Source organism: Zoogloea sp. GDB6 (genome assembly GCF_056724105.1).
Genome location: NZ_CM161497.1, coordinates 3670615 through 3685682, shown reverse-complemented (window position 1 = coordinate 3685682; position 15068 = coordinate 3670615). Strand labels below are relative to the sequence as shown.

Sequence of the window (15068 nt, the reverse complement as noted above, 5' to 3'; positions counted from 1 at the left end):
CTTTCACGCCAACGCCGGCCCTGGGGGCACTTACGCCACGAGCAGGGTCGGCGGGATGTCCTGCAGCGTGCGGCAGCCGCACAAGGCCATGGCGATTTCCAGTTCGTCGCGCAGCAGGCGAATCACGTGGGCGACGCCGAGGGCGCCGGCATTGGCCAGTCCAAAGATGTAGGGCCGGCCGACCAGCACCGCGCTGGCTCCGAGTGCTATCGCTTTGAGCACGTCGGTGCCGCGGCGGATGCCGCCATCCACCAGCACCGGCAGGCTGTCGCCGACCGCATGCACGATGGACGGCAGTGCGGTGGCGGTGGGCAGGCTGGTGTCGAGGGTGCGTCCACCGTGGTTGGATACGATCAGGCCGCCGACCTGCAGGCGTGCCGCCTCGCGGGCGTCTTCGGGGTCGAGGATGCCTTTCAGGATCACCGGCAGGCGGGTGTTGGCCTGCAACCAGGCCACGTCATCCCAGCCCGGTGCGTCTAGCAGCAGATCATCGAAGAGGCCGCTGGCGCCGGGGGCGAGGGGGCGGGCGAGGCGGGGCGGCAGGCTGTCCAGATTCACCGCGCGGACGCCCGGCGGCAGGCGGAAGCCGACGCGGCGTTCAAGGTCACGGGCGCCGTTGCAGGGGGCGTCCACGGTCAGTACCAGGGCTTCGTAGCCGGCGGCTTCGGCGCGGTGCACCAGTTCCAGATTGAAGCCTTTGTCGTGCTGCAGGTAAAGCTGGAACCACAGGGGGCCGCGGTCGGGGTCGTCGCGTACCGCGTCGGCAATGTACTCCAGCGGCAGGCTGGCCTGAGTGCTGAGGACCAGCCCGGCCTGCTGGGCGGCGGCGGCGCAGGCCGTGGCGAGTTCTCCGTCCGGGTGGGCCATGCGCTGGTAGGCCACTGGCGCGAGGAGGATCGGGTGGGCTAGTTCGCGGCCGAGCAGCGACACGCGCGTATTGCCGCCGGCCAGCGCGCGCAGCACGCGGGGACGTAGCTGGATGCTGTTCCAGGCATGGCGGTTGGCGGCCATGCTCAGTTCGTCGGCGGCACCGCCGACGAAGTAGGCCCAGGCGTTGGCGTCGAGCACGTCGCTGGCGTGGGCTTCGTGGTCGCCGAGGCTGACCACGCCGGGCGGCAGGGTGTCGATGCGGGGCGAGTTCACGTGTCGGTCCACATGCGCAGGAGGTTGTGATAAGTGCCGGTGATGGCCACCGCTTCGTCGCATTCTCCGTGCTTTTCGCGCAGGCGCATCAGCGCCATGTCCAAGTCGAACAGCAGGCGGCGCTGTTCGTCGCTGCGCACCATGCTCTCGATCCAGAAGAAGCAGGCGATACGGTGCCCGCGGGTGACCGGCGTGACCTGATGGATGCTGGTGCCGGGATAGAGCACCGCGTGGCCGGCCGGCAGCTTGACGCCGCGGCTGCCGTAAGTGTCCTGCACTTGTAGTTCGCCGCCGTCGTATTCGTCCGGATCGGACAGGAAGACCGTGCACGAGACGTCGGTGCGTACCCGCTGGCCGTCAGCGGTGAAGCGGACGGCGTTGTCCACGTGGGCGCCGTAGAAGGGCGTGTCGCCGCCGTAGCGGTTGATTCGCGGAGTGAAGATCTTCTTCGGTAGTGCGGCGGTCAGGAACAGCGGGTGGCGCTCGACGCGGCTCTGGATCAGGCCGCGGATCGCCTGGGCGGCGCTGCAGTCGTGGGGCAGTTGCTGGTTGTTCTTGACCTGGGCGGCCTGGGAGCCGGCGCTGTCGCGGCCGTCGGTCCAAGGGGCGTCGACGAGCAACTGGCGGGCCTGGCGGACTTCGTCGGGGCTGAGAACGTCCGGTATCTGCAGGAGCATGGCGGGTTCCTGTAAGTGGAGACGGGCGGACCCGAAGTCCGCCCGTGGGTTCGACCTAGAATTTGAAGGTCGAGGTCAGCATGTACAGCCGGCCCGTTCCGGGCACGTAGAACGACGTGTAGAGAGAGTCGGCATACAGCTTGTTGGTGACGTTGGTGACGTTGGCCTTGACGATGAACTTGTCCGGGATCACCGCGTATTCCGCCATCAGGTCCGCCGTCGCATAGCCTTCCGAATACCAGCCGGGGTTGCGGTTGGGCGTCATCTTGCTGCGGAAGTTGATGCCACCGCCAGCGCGGATCTTGTCGGTGAACTGGTAGGTGGACCACAGGGAACCGGAGTGTTTGGGCACCAACGACGGGCGTGCCCCCTGGGCTTCACCATCGGTCGCACCCTTGTCGATCTCCGCATCCCAGATCCACATGTAGGAGCCCCACAGCTCCCAGCGTGGTGTGATGCGGCCAGTGAAGTCGAACTCGGCGCCGGTGGAGTGGCGCTTGCCGGACAGCACCGACAGGTTGATCAGCGGGTCGGTATTGCGCTCGTTGAGCTTGACCGTGCGGAACAGCGCGTAGCGGGTGCTGAAGCGGCGGTCGGCGGAGTCGATCTTGGCACCGAGCTCCAGGTTCATGCTCTTCTCGGGCGGCGTATTCACGTTCTGCGTGCTGTACGAATAGGTATCGCCAGACGTGTTGAATGACGTCGCGTAGGACAGGTGGAAGGACTGCAGGGGACTCGGCTGATACAGCGCGCCGACCCGTTGGCTCCACTTGTAGATGGATTGCTGGAAGTTGGTGATCGCCTTGGTGGTCAGGTTGAACTGATCGTAGCTGCCGGACATGGCGTCGTAGCGGATGCCGCCGAGCAGCTTCCAGTGATCGGCCAGCTGGACCAGGTCCTGGGCGTAGACGCCGCCGGACAGGCTTTCGAATTCGCTGCTCTTGGCGATGCTGCGGATGCTCTCGTCCACGGTGGCGCCGTCGAAGGGCGTGCCGATGGTGGTATTGGCCTTGGCCGGCACCACGCCACCCTGGGCCGCGTTGAGGGCACCGTAGACCCGCTTGCGCTCCCATGCGAAATCGACGCCGGTGAGCGCCTCGTGCTTGAAGCCGAAGGCGTCGAACTTGGAGGACAGGTCGCTCTGGGCGAAGAAGTTCTCCATGCTCTGCATCTTGAGGTTGGTGCCGCGGGTCACCACGGTGCCGTCGCTCAGGGTGGCCAGACTGGCGGCCAGGCTACCGGGCTGGAGCGCGGCCGCGGCGAAGCGCAGGGAGCTGGCCCGCTGGTCGCGCTGGAAGTCACCCTTGCGGAACTTGGTGACCAGCTCGGTATCGGCGGAGAAGCGGTGGGTGTGGATCAGCGTGGCGTAGTTGGCGGTGCCATTGTTGTAGTCGCTGGCCATCCCGTAATAGGTCTTGGGGTCGAGCGGCAGCATGCCGGTGGACGATACCGGCGACGTGGCGGTCGGGCGGATCCACGGCAGGCCGTAGTTGATGCCGTTCTTGTTGTCGAGGTGGTAGTAGCCGACCTCGATTTCGTCGGTGGTGCCGATGCCCCAGCGGTAGTCGGCGGCGAAGCCCTGCTTGTCGATGCTGGCGCCGGCGCCGTTGTTGTCGGCGATGGTGCGCATCGCGTTGAAGCGGAAGGCTTCGTTGTCGCCGGTGCGCACGTTGAGGTCGGCGACGGCGCGGCGGTAGTTGTGGCTGCCGAGAGTCACGTCCACCTGATTCTCGCCGTATAGCTGGGCCTGCTTGTTCACCTGGTTGACGGCGCCACCGGTGGAGCCGCGGCCGAACAGCATGGAGGCGGAGCCGCGCAGCACTTCGAGGCGGTCCAGGTTGAAGGTGTCGCGGTCGTAGAAGGCCGGGTCGCGCATGCCGTCGATGAACAGGTCACCGGTGGTGTTGATCGGGAAGCCGCGCAGGCGGATGTCTTCCTCGCCGCCCTCGGCTGCCAGGAAGGTGATGCCGGCGGTGGCCTTGAGGGCTTCCTTGACGGTGTCGATCTTGCGGTCGTCGATGAGCTTTTCGGTGACGACGGTGATCGACTGGGGAATGTCGCGCAGCTGTTGCTGGCCCTTCCCGATGCGGGTGGTGGTGGTACGCAGGCTGTCCTTGCCCTGTTCGGCTTCGGCGGCGGCCTTGACCACCACCGGCTTGAGGGTCTTCACATCGTCCTCGGCGGCGGGCGTCTGGGCCCAGCCGTTCATCGAGGCGGCGAACATCATCGCGCCGAGGGGCAGGATGGCGCGTTCGGCGGTGCTGCCGGCGGACTGTTCCGGGGCGGCGTTGCGGTGGGGGGGGTGAAAGCTCTGGTGACGGGTTTTCGTGCGTGCCAATTTGGCCTCCTGGGATGAATGTCGCCCGGTTGGACGGTGGAATTCAGGACCTGAGGCTGGCTGGCTTGGCTAGCGCATGGCTGGCTTGCCCATAGGATCTGCTTACAACTTTAACGTAAATGAGAGTTGTTCGCAATTATGTGCAAGCCCATCGACAGCCTGCCGACGGATTTCCGCAGGACGGGACTCAGTTCGGTGGGCTGGGAAGCGGCATCATGCGGTGGCGGGCACGGGCCTTGGCACACTGTTCGTCGCCAGCCTGGACCTCCCGGCAGGGCTCCGGGCGCTGCTCGTAGACGGTGCAGCCCACCTGATGCCCGACGTCTCCCGACAGCGCGATGCAGTGGGGATGGGCGTCATTGGTGCCGGCCATGCAGCTGAACCAGGGATTGACCTGTTCGGTCAGCTCGGCCGGCAGGCCGCGGGCTTCGGCCTCGGACCAGTAGAAAGACACGCGGAAGCTGGCGCAGCAGGCGCCGCAGTCGAGGCAGGGATTGGCGTCGGTGCTGCTCATCGGATGTCGTCGGTGGACCGGTGGAAACTAGAGGTGATCAGGCTTTCGTGAGGCGCGATTCTGGCATGTCCGGCAGACCTTGTGGACCGCCTCCAGGGCAGTCGGCAGATGGCTTCGCCGACTCCTGCTGGACGGACAGGAGATAGCGCGTCAGCATGCCGTCGCCTTCGAAATGGCTGTCGAGGGCGGCGACGCTGCGGATACGGTCGAGGCGGAAGCTGCGGAACTCCTCGCGCAGTTCGCACCAGGCTCCGAGCGTCCAGGTTTCGCCCCAGAACACCAGGCCGAGCGGCTGGATGAGCCGCTCGCTGTCCGCGCCGTCGGCCCGTGTGTAGGCGATGCGGACCTTGCGCTGGGTGGCGATGGCCTCGCGCAGCTCGGCCATCGGCGCGCGCATCGCGTCGGGGACGTGGAAGCCGGGCACGAGCAGTGCATCGCGGACCGGATCGTCGCGCAGTTTTTTCGGCAACACCGCTTCGATGCGCAGCAACGCGCGCTCCGCCGCGCGGCCGAGCCCGGGGTCGGCCCAGCTGCGCACCATACGGCTGCCGAGGGCCAGGGCGGCGAGTTCGTCGGCGTCGAACATCAGCGGCGGTAGCCGGTAGCCAGGGCGCATCAGGTAGCCGACGCCGGCTTCACCGCTGATCGGTACGCCGGAGCGGGACAGGTCGGCGATGTCCCGATAGACGGTGCGCTCGGACACCTGCAGGGCTTCGGCCAGCTCGCGGGCGGTGACGGCGCGTCCGCGGTCGAGGAGGAGGACGATCTGGAACAGGCGGTCGGCGCGGCGCATGCGGAGGACTCCGGAAGGGAAACGGCCCCGGTCCACATCACGCGCAATTCTCGAGGCGCGTCGGCCCATGGTTGGGGGCTACTGACATAAGGCTGTCAGGATACCGCGTCAACCGGCCGATTGCGCCCGGGCTACTGACGCAAGGGTGTCAGGAGCAGGTGGCCAGAATGGCGGTTCCAATCAATCCGCATGAAGGAGCACAGCATGGCCAAGACCCTGATCAACTGGTTCGAAATTCCCGTCGCCGACCTGGAGCGGGCGGTCCGTTTCTACGAGGCGACTTTCGCAGTCAGCCTGCGGCGTGAAGAGATGCACGGCATGCAGATGGCCGTCTTCCCGTACGTCGAGCCGGCCACAGGTGGAGCCTTGCTGGCCGCGCCCCAGGCCCGGCCCGGCGAGCGGGGCATCCTGATCTATCTGGACGGGGGCGACGACCTCGCGGTGCCGCTGGCCCGCGCGGTGGAGGCCGGCGGGCAGGTGCTGCTGCCGAAGACCGAGATCAGTCCGGAGATCGGCTACATCGCGATGTTCGCCGACAGCGAGGGCAACCGCATCGGGCTGCACTCGCCGGGCGCTGCCGCTCAGGGGTGATCGTGCTCGCCGTGCTCGTCGTCGTCCATGTCCAGCGCCCACAGCTGGTGGGCGTCGAGGAGCAGGCGGTAGCGGGCTTCGCTGGCGTCGAGACGGGCCAGGCTGGCGGCCAGGCGCGCTTCGTGGGCCAGGCGGCGGGCGTTGAGGGTGTCCGACAGGCTGCCCTCGCCGAGCTGCCAGGCCCGTTCGCTGAGGTCGGCGCTGCGCGCCAGCGCTTCGGCGGCGGCCTGCTGGCTCAGCCAGCCGGCCCGGGCCGCCGTTGCGCGACGGTACAGGGCGGCCGCTTCGGCCTCGATGCGGCGCTGGATACCGGCTTCCCGGTGGGCGCTGGCCTGGGCCGTGGCGACGGCGGCATCGGCATCGGCGCGGCGGCCGTCACCGGGCAGTGGCAGGCTGAGGGTCAGGCCGACCAGGCGCTCCTCGCCGTCCCGTTCGCGGGCCATGCGTACGCCGACGCTGGGGTCGGGGCGTCGTTCGGCTTCAGCCCGGCTCGCGCCGATGCGGGCGCGCAGGCTCTCCGAGCGGGCGACGCCCAGCTCGTGGTTGTGCTCTAGGATCGCGCCGACCCACTTGGCGGAATCCTGGCCGACGGCCTCTGGCGCCACTTCCGGCACGCTGTCGGGCAGGTTCAGTGCAGGGTAGAGGCGACGCAGGCTTTCCGCGGCCACCTGGGCGCGACCTTCGGCCTGGGCGAGTTGGGCCTCGGCCTGGGCCTGCGCGGCATCGGCCTGCAGCTTTTCCAGGCGCGGGGCGTCGCCCAGCTCGACGCGGCGTTTCACCACGCCGGCCTGGCGGGCCAGCACGTCGCGCTGCTTGCGCCATTGTTCGGTGCCGGCCTGCTCGCGCAACCAGTCGAACCACGCGGCCAGCAGCGCGCGGCTCGCCTCGTGCAACGCGTCGCCGCGGCCGATCTTGGCGCTGGCAATGCCCGCGGCACCGAGCTGGCGGTCCAGCTCGCCCTTGCCGGGCAGGCGCAGGGCGCGTTCGAGGCCGACGTCCCATTCGTTGAAGCGCTCGTTTGGCGTCGTGCGCACGCGGCGCTGCTGGTCGGTGAGGCGCAGCGTCCATTCGTGCTGGCCGGCGGCCAGGCGCCGGCTGCGCGCTTCCTCGGCCTCCAGCATGGCGCCGGCGGCGCTGACCATCGGGCTGCTGCGCAGCACGCTGGTCACCTGGGCCTGGGGCGGCAGATCCGGTGCATCGGCGGCCGGGCCGGCGAGGGCGGTGACGGGGAGCAGCGCCAGCAGCAGAAATCGTAGAGGCAAATTCATCCGTCCGACGAGGTCCGATCGACGTGTGAGAAGGAGTGCTTTGCTTCCCGTGGGGTAGGCCTGTGGCTTCATGCGAGTCTCCCGCTGGCCATCACCGGCACCATCCAGAAGAACACCCGGTTGGTGCCGAAACGCTCGCGCAGGATGTCGAGCAGGGTCTGGGCATCGTCGAGCGGGGCGACCAGCTCGACCCGGCAGCACGCGGCGCGGCCGCGCACATGTTCGGCGGTGCCGGTGAAGGTGACCCGCTGGCCTTGGCCCTCGACGCGCTGGGACGTGAAGCCCGGCGCCAGCGTCGGGTGTTCGAGCAGGGTTTCCAGCACGGCGTCTTCCACCTCGATGGGCAGTACCAGGGTCAGCACGACGTGGGACGGGGGATCGACGATCATTGGCTTGCAACCTCGGGAGCGACGGGGGCAACGCCGAAACGGCGGTACAGAACGGGGAGCAGCAGCAGGGTCAGGGCGGTGGCGCTGACCAGCCCGCCGATCACCACGACGGCCAGCGGACGCTGCACCTCGGAGCCTGGCCCGGTGGCGAACAGCAGCGGTACCAGGCCAAGGGCGGCGATGTTGGCGGTCATTAGCACCGGGCGCAGGCGGCGCCTGGCGCCTTCCACAACGACCTCGGCGATGGGCATGCCGCGGGCGTGGAGCTGGTTGAAGTAGCTGACCATCACCACCCCGTTGAGCACTGCGATGCCGAGCAGCGCGATGAAGCCCACCGAGGCCGGCACCGACATGTATTCGCCCGAGACCGCCAGCGCCAGCACGCCGCCGACCATCGCGAAGGGCACCATCGACAGCACCAGCAGGGCCTGGCGGACCGAACCGAAGGTGGAGAACAGCAACACGAAGATCAGCCCGAGGGCAATCGGCACCACCACGATCAGGCGGGCGGCGGCACGCTGCTGGTTCTCGAACTGGCCACCCCAGGCGAGGCGGTAGCCGTTGGGCAGCGGCACCTTGGCGGCCACCGCGGCGCGGGCTTCATCGACGAAGCCGACGAGGTCGCGCCCGCGCACATTGGACTGGATCACCGCGTAGCGCTGGGCGTTTTCCCGGTCCACCTTGACCGGGCCATCTACCCGTTCGACTTTGGCGATGCTGGACAGCGGCAGGCTGTGGCCGTCGGGCGCGGTGATGCGCAGCGCGGCGAAGGCGTCCGGATCGTTCTGCAGGCCGGCCGGGCCGCGGATCAGCAGCGGCACCCGGCGGGTGGATTCGATCACCGTGCCGGCGATGCGCCCTTCGAGCAGGCTGCGCAGGGTGTTCTGCACATCCTCCACGTTGAGGCCGAAGCGGCCGGCGGCCAGGCGATCCACCTGGATCTTCAGGTATTGCACGCCCTCGTTGCGGATCGTGACGGTGTCCTCGGCGCCCGGCACAGCCTTGACGACGCTTTCGATCTGCGCGGCGAGGTGATTGAGGGTGTTGAGATCCGGGCCGTAGAGCTTGATCGCCAGGTCGCCACGCACGCCGGTCAGCATTTCGGACACGCGCATGTCGATGGGTTGGGTGAAGGTCAGCGCGATGCCGGGGAAGTTCTCCATCACAGCCCGCAGCTGGTCGGTCAGCCAGTCCTTGTCCGGCTGGCGCCATTCCTCGCGGGGTTTGAGGACGAGAAAGGTGTCGGTCTGGTTGAGGCCCATCGGGTCGAGGCCCAACTCGTCGGAGCCCGAGCGGGCGACAATGGCTTTTACCTCAGGCACGGCTTTCATCACGGCCTGCTGCACGCGCAGGTCGGTGTCGATCGTCTGGGCCAGACTGATGGAGGGCAGCTTTTCGAGCTGCATGATGATGTCGCCTTCGTCCATCGTCGGCATGAAGGTCTTGCCTAAGGTGACGAAGGCCCCGGCGGCCACCAGCAGCGAGACGCCGGCTATTGCGGCGACCAGCTTGCCGCGGGCCAGCGCGAACTGCAGCAGCGGTGCGTAGGCCGCCTGCAGCTTGCGGATCAGCCAGGGCTCGTGAGCTTCACCGCGCTTCAGCAGGTAGGAGGCCAGCACCGGCACGACGGTCAGGGACAGCAGCAGCGAGGCCGACAGCGCGAACACGATGGTCATGGCCACCGGGCCGAACAGCTTGCCTTCCAGGCCTTCCAGCGTCAGCAGCGGCAGGAACACGATGACGATGATCAGGATGCCCGAGGCGACCGGCGCGGCCACTTCCCGCGTGGCGCGGAAGACCAGATGCAGCAGGGGCTGGCGGCTGGCGGCACCGCCTTCTCCAAAATGGGTTTCGATGTTCTCGACGACCACCACCGCTGCATCCACCAGCATGCCGATGGCGATGGCCAGGCCGCCGAGGCTCATCAGATTGGCCGACAGACCGACCTGGCGCATGGCGATGAAGGTGGCCAGCGCCGCCAGCGGCAGCATCAGCGCCACTACCAGTGCGGCGCGCAGGTTGCCGAGGAAGGCCAGCAGCAGCACCAGCACCAGCACGATGGCTTCCATCAGCGCCTTCGACACCGTGTGCACCGCGCGGCCGACCAGTTCGCTGCGGTCGTAGAAGGGCACGACCTTCACGTCCGGTGGCAGTTGCGGGGCAAGTTCGGCCAGGCGTGCCTTGACGCCATCCACCACCTGGCCGGCGTTGGCACCGCGCAGGCCGAGGACCAGGCCTTCGACGGCTTCGCCCTGGCCGCTGCGGGTGACGGCGCCGTAGCGGGTCAGCGCGCCGACGCGTACCGTCGCCACGTCGCCGACTCGGACCACGTTGCCGCCGTCGCTTTTCAGAACGATGGCACGCACGTCGTCCAGGTTGCGGATGGCGCCTTCGGCACGCACCAGCAGGGTTTCCTCGCCTTCGCTGAGACGGCCGGCGCCGTCGTTGCGGTTGTTGGCTTCCAGCGCGGCCTGCAACTGGGCCAGCGTCAGGCCGCGGGCGGCGAGGGCGGCCGGGTCGGGGGCAATCTCGAAGCTGCGGGCCTCGCCGCCGAGGCTGTTGACGTCGGCCACGCCGGGCACGGTGCGCAGGGCCGGGCGGATCGTCCAGTCGAGCAGGGTGCGCTTCTCTTCGAGGGAGATCGGCCCTTCGATGGTGAACATGAACATCTCGCCGAGGGGCGTGGTGATTGGCGCGAGGCCGCCGCCTGCGCCCGGCGGCAGGTTGCCCATCACGCCGGCCAGGCGTTCGCCGACCTGCTGGCGAGCCCAGTAGATGTCGGTGCCGTCCTCGAAATCGAGGGTCACGTCGGCCAGCGCGTACTTGGATGTCGAGCGCAGGATGCGCTGGTGCGGAATGCCGAGCATCTCCTGCTCGATGGGCACGGTGATGCGGGTCTCGACCTCTTCCGGCGTCATGCCCGGGGCCTTGATGATCAGCTTGACCTGGGTCGTCAACACGTCGGGGAAGGCGTCGATGGGCAGGCCGTTCCAGGCCTGCACGCCCGCGCCGATCAGTAGCAGCGTGGCGACCAGCACCAGCAGGCGCTGGGTCAGGGAGAACTCGATGAGGCGGGACAGCATGGGCTTATTCTTTCCCGATGCCGAGCCAGTTGGCCTTCAGCGCGGCGACGCCGGCGGTCACCACTGTGGCATCGGCCGGCAGGCCGCTGACCAGCACCGCATCGCCGACCCGGCCGTTAAGGGTAATCGGTACAGCACGGTAGCCGGTGGCCTTGCCATCGCTGGCGGCGACGAAGACCCACTGCTTGTCCTGGTGGCGCAGCACCGCAGCGGCGGGGACCTGAACTCCCGTCGCGCCGGCGTCGGCCGGCAGGTCGAGGTCCACTGCGGTGACCTGGCCGGGCCGCAGGTTCTGCGCGCCGCGGGTGATCAGGCCACGCAGCAGCACGCTCTGGCTGCTCGCATCAACGGCGCGGCCGACTGCTACCAGTTCGCCACTGGCGCCGGCGCCGGGGATGCGCAGCGGCGTGCCGACGCGGGCCCGGCCGGCTACCGTGAGGGGCGCCTGGATTTCCACCGACAGGGGATCGAGGCGGGCGATACGGTACAACGGTGCGGACTGTTCGACGCGCTGGCCGACGCTGACCTGCTGTTCCAGCACGCTGCCGGCAATCGGTGCGACGAGGCTGAGGGTCTGCCCGCCGCTGTGCTGGGCCAGGCTCAGTTCCTGGCGGCGCTCGGCGGCCTGGGCGGCGGCCTGGGTGGCATTGGCGCGGCTGGCCTGCAGGCGGGATTCGGCGATCAACCCTTCGCGGAACAGCTGCTCGTCCCGGTTGAGGCTCTGGCGGGCGAGGCTGGCCTGGGCGTCGGCCTGGATGCGGTCGCGTTGCAGTTCGAGGGCCTGCGGGCTGGCGATGCGGGCCAGCAGCTGGCCTTTCTTCACCGTCAGGCCGGGGGCTGTCTCCAGGCTTTCGACAACGCCGGCCAGGGGTGCGGCGATGACCCGGACCTGGTTGTTGGGGATGCTGACGGTGGCCGGCAGCCCACTTGCGGCCGGATTGCCGTTGCTACCCGCCTTGCGGGTGCTGATGCCAAGGGCCTGGCTCTGGGCGGCAGTCAGCGCGACGAAGTTGGTGCCGGCCGCCTGGGCGGGGCCTTGTGGCAGGGAGAGTAGCAGGACAGCGATCAGGCCTGCCGCGGTCGACTGTGACAGGGGGCAAACGGTAGAAAGGGAGGACAGCATGGGGACTCCGGCACGAGGCATCGTCCCGATTATCGCCCAGCCGTCTTAAGCGCGTCTTAAGCCTGCCCAAGCCGGGCAGGCTTGAGGCAGGGGCTACAGAAGCAGGAAGTCCTGCGCCTGCAGTGGCTCCGGCAACTTCTCCAGGCCACGGTACTCGCCCAGGTCGATTTCGATGACGCGGGTGATCGCGTCGAGGGGCAGGTCATTCTGGGCCGTGCCGAAAGGCTCCTCCAGTTCGTCGCCGAGGGCATCCAGCCCAAAGAAGGTATAGGCCACCAGGGCGGTCATCAGCGGGGTTGCCCAGCCCAGGGAGTGCACCATGCCGATGGGCAGCAACACGCAATAAAGGTGGGCGGTGCGATGCAGCAGCAGGGTGTAGGCGAAGGGCAGCGCGGTGTAGCGGATGCGTTCGCAGGCACCCTGGATGGCGGTGAGCTGGTTCACGTGTTCGGCCAGGGCTGTATAGGTGATCGAGTCCAGGCGGCCGTGCCGGTGAGCGTCGAGCAACTGCCCGGTGATGAGACGCAGGATGCCGTCGGGCACGTTGCGGCCCGCTCTGACCGTGGCGAGCTCAACGGGGCTCAACTCGGCCTGAGCGGCAGCAGCCACCGGCCGGTCGCGCAGGCGGGCGGTGAGGGCCTTGGTGAAGGCGGTGCATAGGCGCAGCACGTCGTCACGTTGGGCCCGACCGGCGGCATCGCCGTCGAGTAGCTGGCTGTCGCGTGCCAGGCTGCGCATTACCACCAGCAGGTTGCCGTAGTGCTTGCGGGCTTCCCACCAGCGGTCGTAGCAGGCGTTGTTGCGAAAGCCGAGAAACAGCGACAGGGATAGGCCGAGGAAGGTGAACGGGCCGGTCGCGAAGTCGGGAAAGCGCGGGCCGGTGAGCGCAGCGATCAGCGTCACGATGGCCGCGACGACGGTGACGAAGATCACCTGCGGGAGGATCAGCGGGATGATGGAACCCTTCCAGATGAAGAAGAGTTCCCGCAGGCGCGGGCGGGGGCGAACGATCATGGCAGGGGCTGCAGGGCGGAGAGCGTCTGTTTCGTTGGAGGGGGGCCTAACTTAATGTATGGGTGCTGCACTGCACAAGTCGTATCTGTGGCGGCTTGGTGATGTTGCTCGGTTCGCAGCCATACATCCATTTCCAAGGTTCGACTGGGATTGAGTGTGATATTTTTCACGAATATAACGATGGCATTCGTGAAATAAGAACTTGCACTAGGCATGATGCGTTGACGTTGTCTTAATGCAAATGTTCTTGATCCACTCAGGAGGTTACCTCACCATGATGCGCCGAATTGCCCCCAAGATCCTTGTTCCCCTCGCCATCAGCATGGTCGCCGGAACGGCGGGCGCCGCCTGCAACCAGGTGGCCGGCACGGTCCGGCTGTTGCCTGACGCCAGCTGCCAGATTGCGGCCAAGGTTCCCGGGCATACCTATATCGGCAGCTGTTTCAGTGTTCAGCTGTCGCTGATCGGTCTGCCGGGAGCCAGCGGTTACGCGGGGGTGACGGCGGAGCCGCTGGTCGGTGCGAACGGTGTCGGCACCGTGGCCCCGGCGGTGGTCCCGTCCGACTTCAGCCCGGTCGTTCCGCGGCAGATCGTGCAGACTGCACGCAGCGCGATCACGATCGGCAAGGGAAGCAACCAGACCACCCTCTACACCACCGATGTCATGGTGGTCCAGCCGACCTTCGACGCGACGACCGGGCAGATGGGAAACCCGGCAGCGCTGAGCGAGCAGATCCTCATCACCGGTAGCGACAACAAGGGGGCCTATGCCAAGGTGACCGGCAATCTGACGATCATCGGCAACAGCATCGGCCAGTCGGTGCCGGTGCTGGGCAAGCTCTGCCTTCCCTGAGCCCTGAGTTTCAGCCGTGTTCAGCGCCCCTCGACGAGGGGCGTTTTCGTTTACGCCGGACTTTCAGGCGGTTGCCGCTGCGCGCTGCATGGATGACGGCGACCTGTCCTTGAGGCTGCGGGCCCGGCGCTTGCGGGCCCAGATCACAACCCCGGTGACGCTGAGTACGGCCACGGCCAGCCCGCACAGGGATACCAGAATGCGCCCGGGCACTCCGGCGATGCGACCCGAATGGAGCGGGAACATGGCCTGCAGGAAGATGTCCCCGGCGCTGCCTTCGCCGGGAATGCTGCTGCCGACCAGCGTGCCGTCGCGGGCGTCGAAGTACAGCCAGGGGTTGCCGAGTCCACCGTCGCCGTGGCCGTTGCCGACCTCGAAGAAGCCCACGCCATAGACGCCGAAGGGCGACGACAGCATGACGCCGCCGGCCGGCATCTGCCAGCCCCGTCGGGCAGCTTCGGCGTTGGCAAGCCGGACGGCGTCCGCGAAGCCCAGCAGGGGTTCGACCGGCCGGTTCGGCGGCGCCGGCCTCCGGTCGGCAAAGGGCGATGGCGACAGGGATGAGAGCCGGGCCACCAGCGGGCGCATGACCTCCTCGCGCAGGTTCATGGCCACCGAAGTGACGGCGAGGATCAGCAGCAACGGAAAGAGCCATACGCCGCCCGAGCGGTGCAGGTCGAAGTTGAGGCGGTAGCCGCCGGTCTTCCAGCGGAAGGCGAAGGAGCGGCGCCAGGCGGCCCGCGACGGGAAGGACAGCACCAGCGCGATCAGGCAGTCGAGCACCCAGGCCAGGGCCAGGATACCCATCAGCAGCACTCCGAGCTGGAGTCCGAAGCCATCCGGGATGTGCATGCTGTAATGAAGCTTGTAGAGGAAGGGCAGTACGTTTTCCCGTTGCAGCGACAAGGCCCCCCATTCCCGCTGGCCCAGTACGGCTCCGCTGACCGGATCGAGGGCGACCTGGTTGAAGCCGAGCGCGAAGGGTTTGCCGCTGGCGGGGTCGATGCGCGGTTCGACGAAGACGCCGAGGCTGTGTCCAGGCTCCACGGACAGCGGCAGGTAGCGCACCCGCAGGCGCGGCTCGGCGGCCTCCAGGCGGGTCGCCAGCTCAGTGGACGGCAGCGGCTGGCCTGGAGTGGTGGAGCGGAAGAGGTGGGGATTCAGCCATTCGTCCAGTTCGTGATCCCAGGAGATCACCGCGCCAGTCAGGCCGGCGATGAACAGGAACACGGCGGCGAACAGGCCGAACCAGCGGTGCAGGCGAACCAGCAGGGAGCGCATG

The 15068-nt window shown here is 67.9% G+C and carries 13 protein-coding genes; 2 read left to right on the top strand and 11 right to left on the bottom strand.

Going from position 1 to position 15068, the window contains the following annotated elements:
- Positions 1–30: 30 nt before the first annotated feature.
- From AC1PQG_RS16770 to AC1PQG_RS16750, 5 genes are all read right to left on the bottom strand, one after another.
- Positions 31–1143, bottom strand: a complete 1113-nt coding sequence (locus AC1PQG_RS16770) for an alpha-hydroxy acid oxidase (RefSeq protein WP_481118955.1) — start codon at positions 1141–1143, stop codon at positions 31–33.
- Positions 1140–1820, bottom strand: a complete 681-nt coding sequence (locus AC1PQG_RS16765; RefSeq protein ID WP_481118954.1) for a Fe2+-dependent dioxygenase — start codon at positions 1818–1820, stop codon at positions 1140–1142. The genes AC1PQG_RS16770 and AC1PQG_RS16765 overlap by 4 nt, the downstream gene beginning before the upstream one ends.
- Positions 1821–1875: 55 nt before the next feature.
- Entirely contained in the window at positions 1876–4158 is a 2283-nt protein-coding gene (locus AC1PQG_RS16760; protein ID WP_481118953.1) for a TonB-dependent receptor, read from the bottom strand.
- Between the two features lie 187 nt (positions 4159–4345).
- Positions 4346–4672, bottom strand: a complete 327-nt coding sequence (locus AC1PQG_RS16755; protein ID WP_481118952.1) for a YkgJ family cysteine cluster protein — start codon at positions 4670–4672, stop codon at positions 4346–4348.
- 37 nt (positions 4673–4709) lie between these two features.
- Complete coding sequence (locus tag AC1PQG_RS16750) at positions 4710–5465, bottom strand: helix-turn-helix transcriptional regulator (protein ID WP_481118951.1); 756 nt, start codon at positions 5463–5465, stop codon at positions 4710–4712.
- A 204-nt stretch (positions 5466–5669) separates the two neighbouring features.
- On the opposite strand from AC1PQG_RS16750, the gene AC1PQG_RS16745 reads away from it, so the two are divergent.
- Entirely contained in the window at positions 5670–6056 is a 387-nt protein-coding gene (locus AC1PQG_RS16745) for a VOC family protein (protein WP_481118950.1), read from the top strand.
- Here AC1PQG_RS16745 and AC1PQG_RS16740 read toward each other — a convergent pair.
- The 5 genes from AC1PQG_RS16740 to AC1PQG_RS16720 form a co-directional block, all read right to left on the bottom strand.
- Entirely contained in the window at positions 6047–7318 is a 1272-nt protein-coding gene (locus tag AC1PQG_RS16740; protein WP_481118949.1) for a TolC family protein, read from the bottom strand. The genes AC1PQG_RS16745 and AC1PQG_RS16740 overlap by 10 nt on opposite strands.
- 74 nt (positions 7319–7392) lie before the next feature.
- Positions 7393–7713 carry a DUF3240 family protein gene (locus AC1PQG_RS16735; RefSeq protein ID WP_481118948.1) on the bottom strand — a complete coding sequence of 107 codons (321 nt, stop codon included), beginning with the start codon at positions 7711–7713 and terminating at the stop codon, positions 7393–7395.
- A complete protein-coding gene (locus AC1PQG_RS16730; protein WP_481118947.1) occupies positions 7710–10796 on the bottom strand; it encodes an efflux RND transporter permease subunit in 3087 nt (1028 codons plus the stop codon). Before AC1PQG_RS16730 ends, AC1PQG_RS16735 begins: the two co-directional genes overlap by 4 nt.
- A gap of 4 nt (positions 10797–10800) precedes the next feature.
- A complete protein-coding gene (locus tag AC1PQG_RS16725) occupies positions 10801–11919 on the bottom strand; it encodes an efflux RND transporter periplasmic adaptor subunit (protein WP_481118946.1) in 1119 nt (372 codons plus the stop codon).
- A gap of 93 nt (positions 11920–12012) precedes the next feature.
- Complete coding sequence (locus AC1PQG_RS16720; protein WP_481118945.1) at positions 12013–12933, bottom strand: bestrophin family protein; 921 nt, start codon at positions 12931–12933, stop codon at positions 12013–12015.
- A gap of 274 nt (positions 12934–13207) precedes the next feature.
- Between AC1PQG_RS16720 and AC1PQG_RS16715 the strand changes: the two genes are divergently transcribed.
- A complete protein-coding gene (locus AC1PQG_RS16715) occupies positions 13208–13786 on the top strand; it encodes a hypothetical protein (protein WP_481118944.1) in 579 nt (192 codons plus the stop codon).
- Between the two features lie 63 nt (positions 13787–13849).
- On the opposite strand, the gene AC1PQG_RS16710 is transcribed toward AC1PQG_RS16715, so the two are convergent.
- A complete protein-coding gene (locus AC1PQG_RS16710) occupies positions 13850–15067 on the bottom strand; it encodes a PepSY-associated TM helix domain-containing protein (protein ID WP_481118943.1) in 1218 nt (405 codons plus the stop codon).
- Position 15068: the final 1 nt, after the last annotated feature.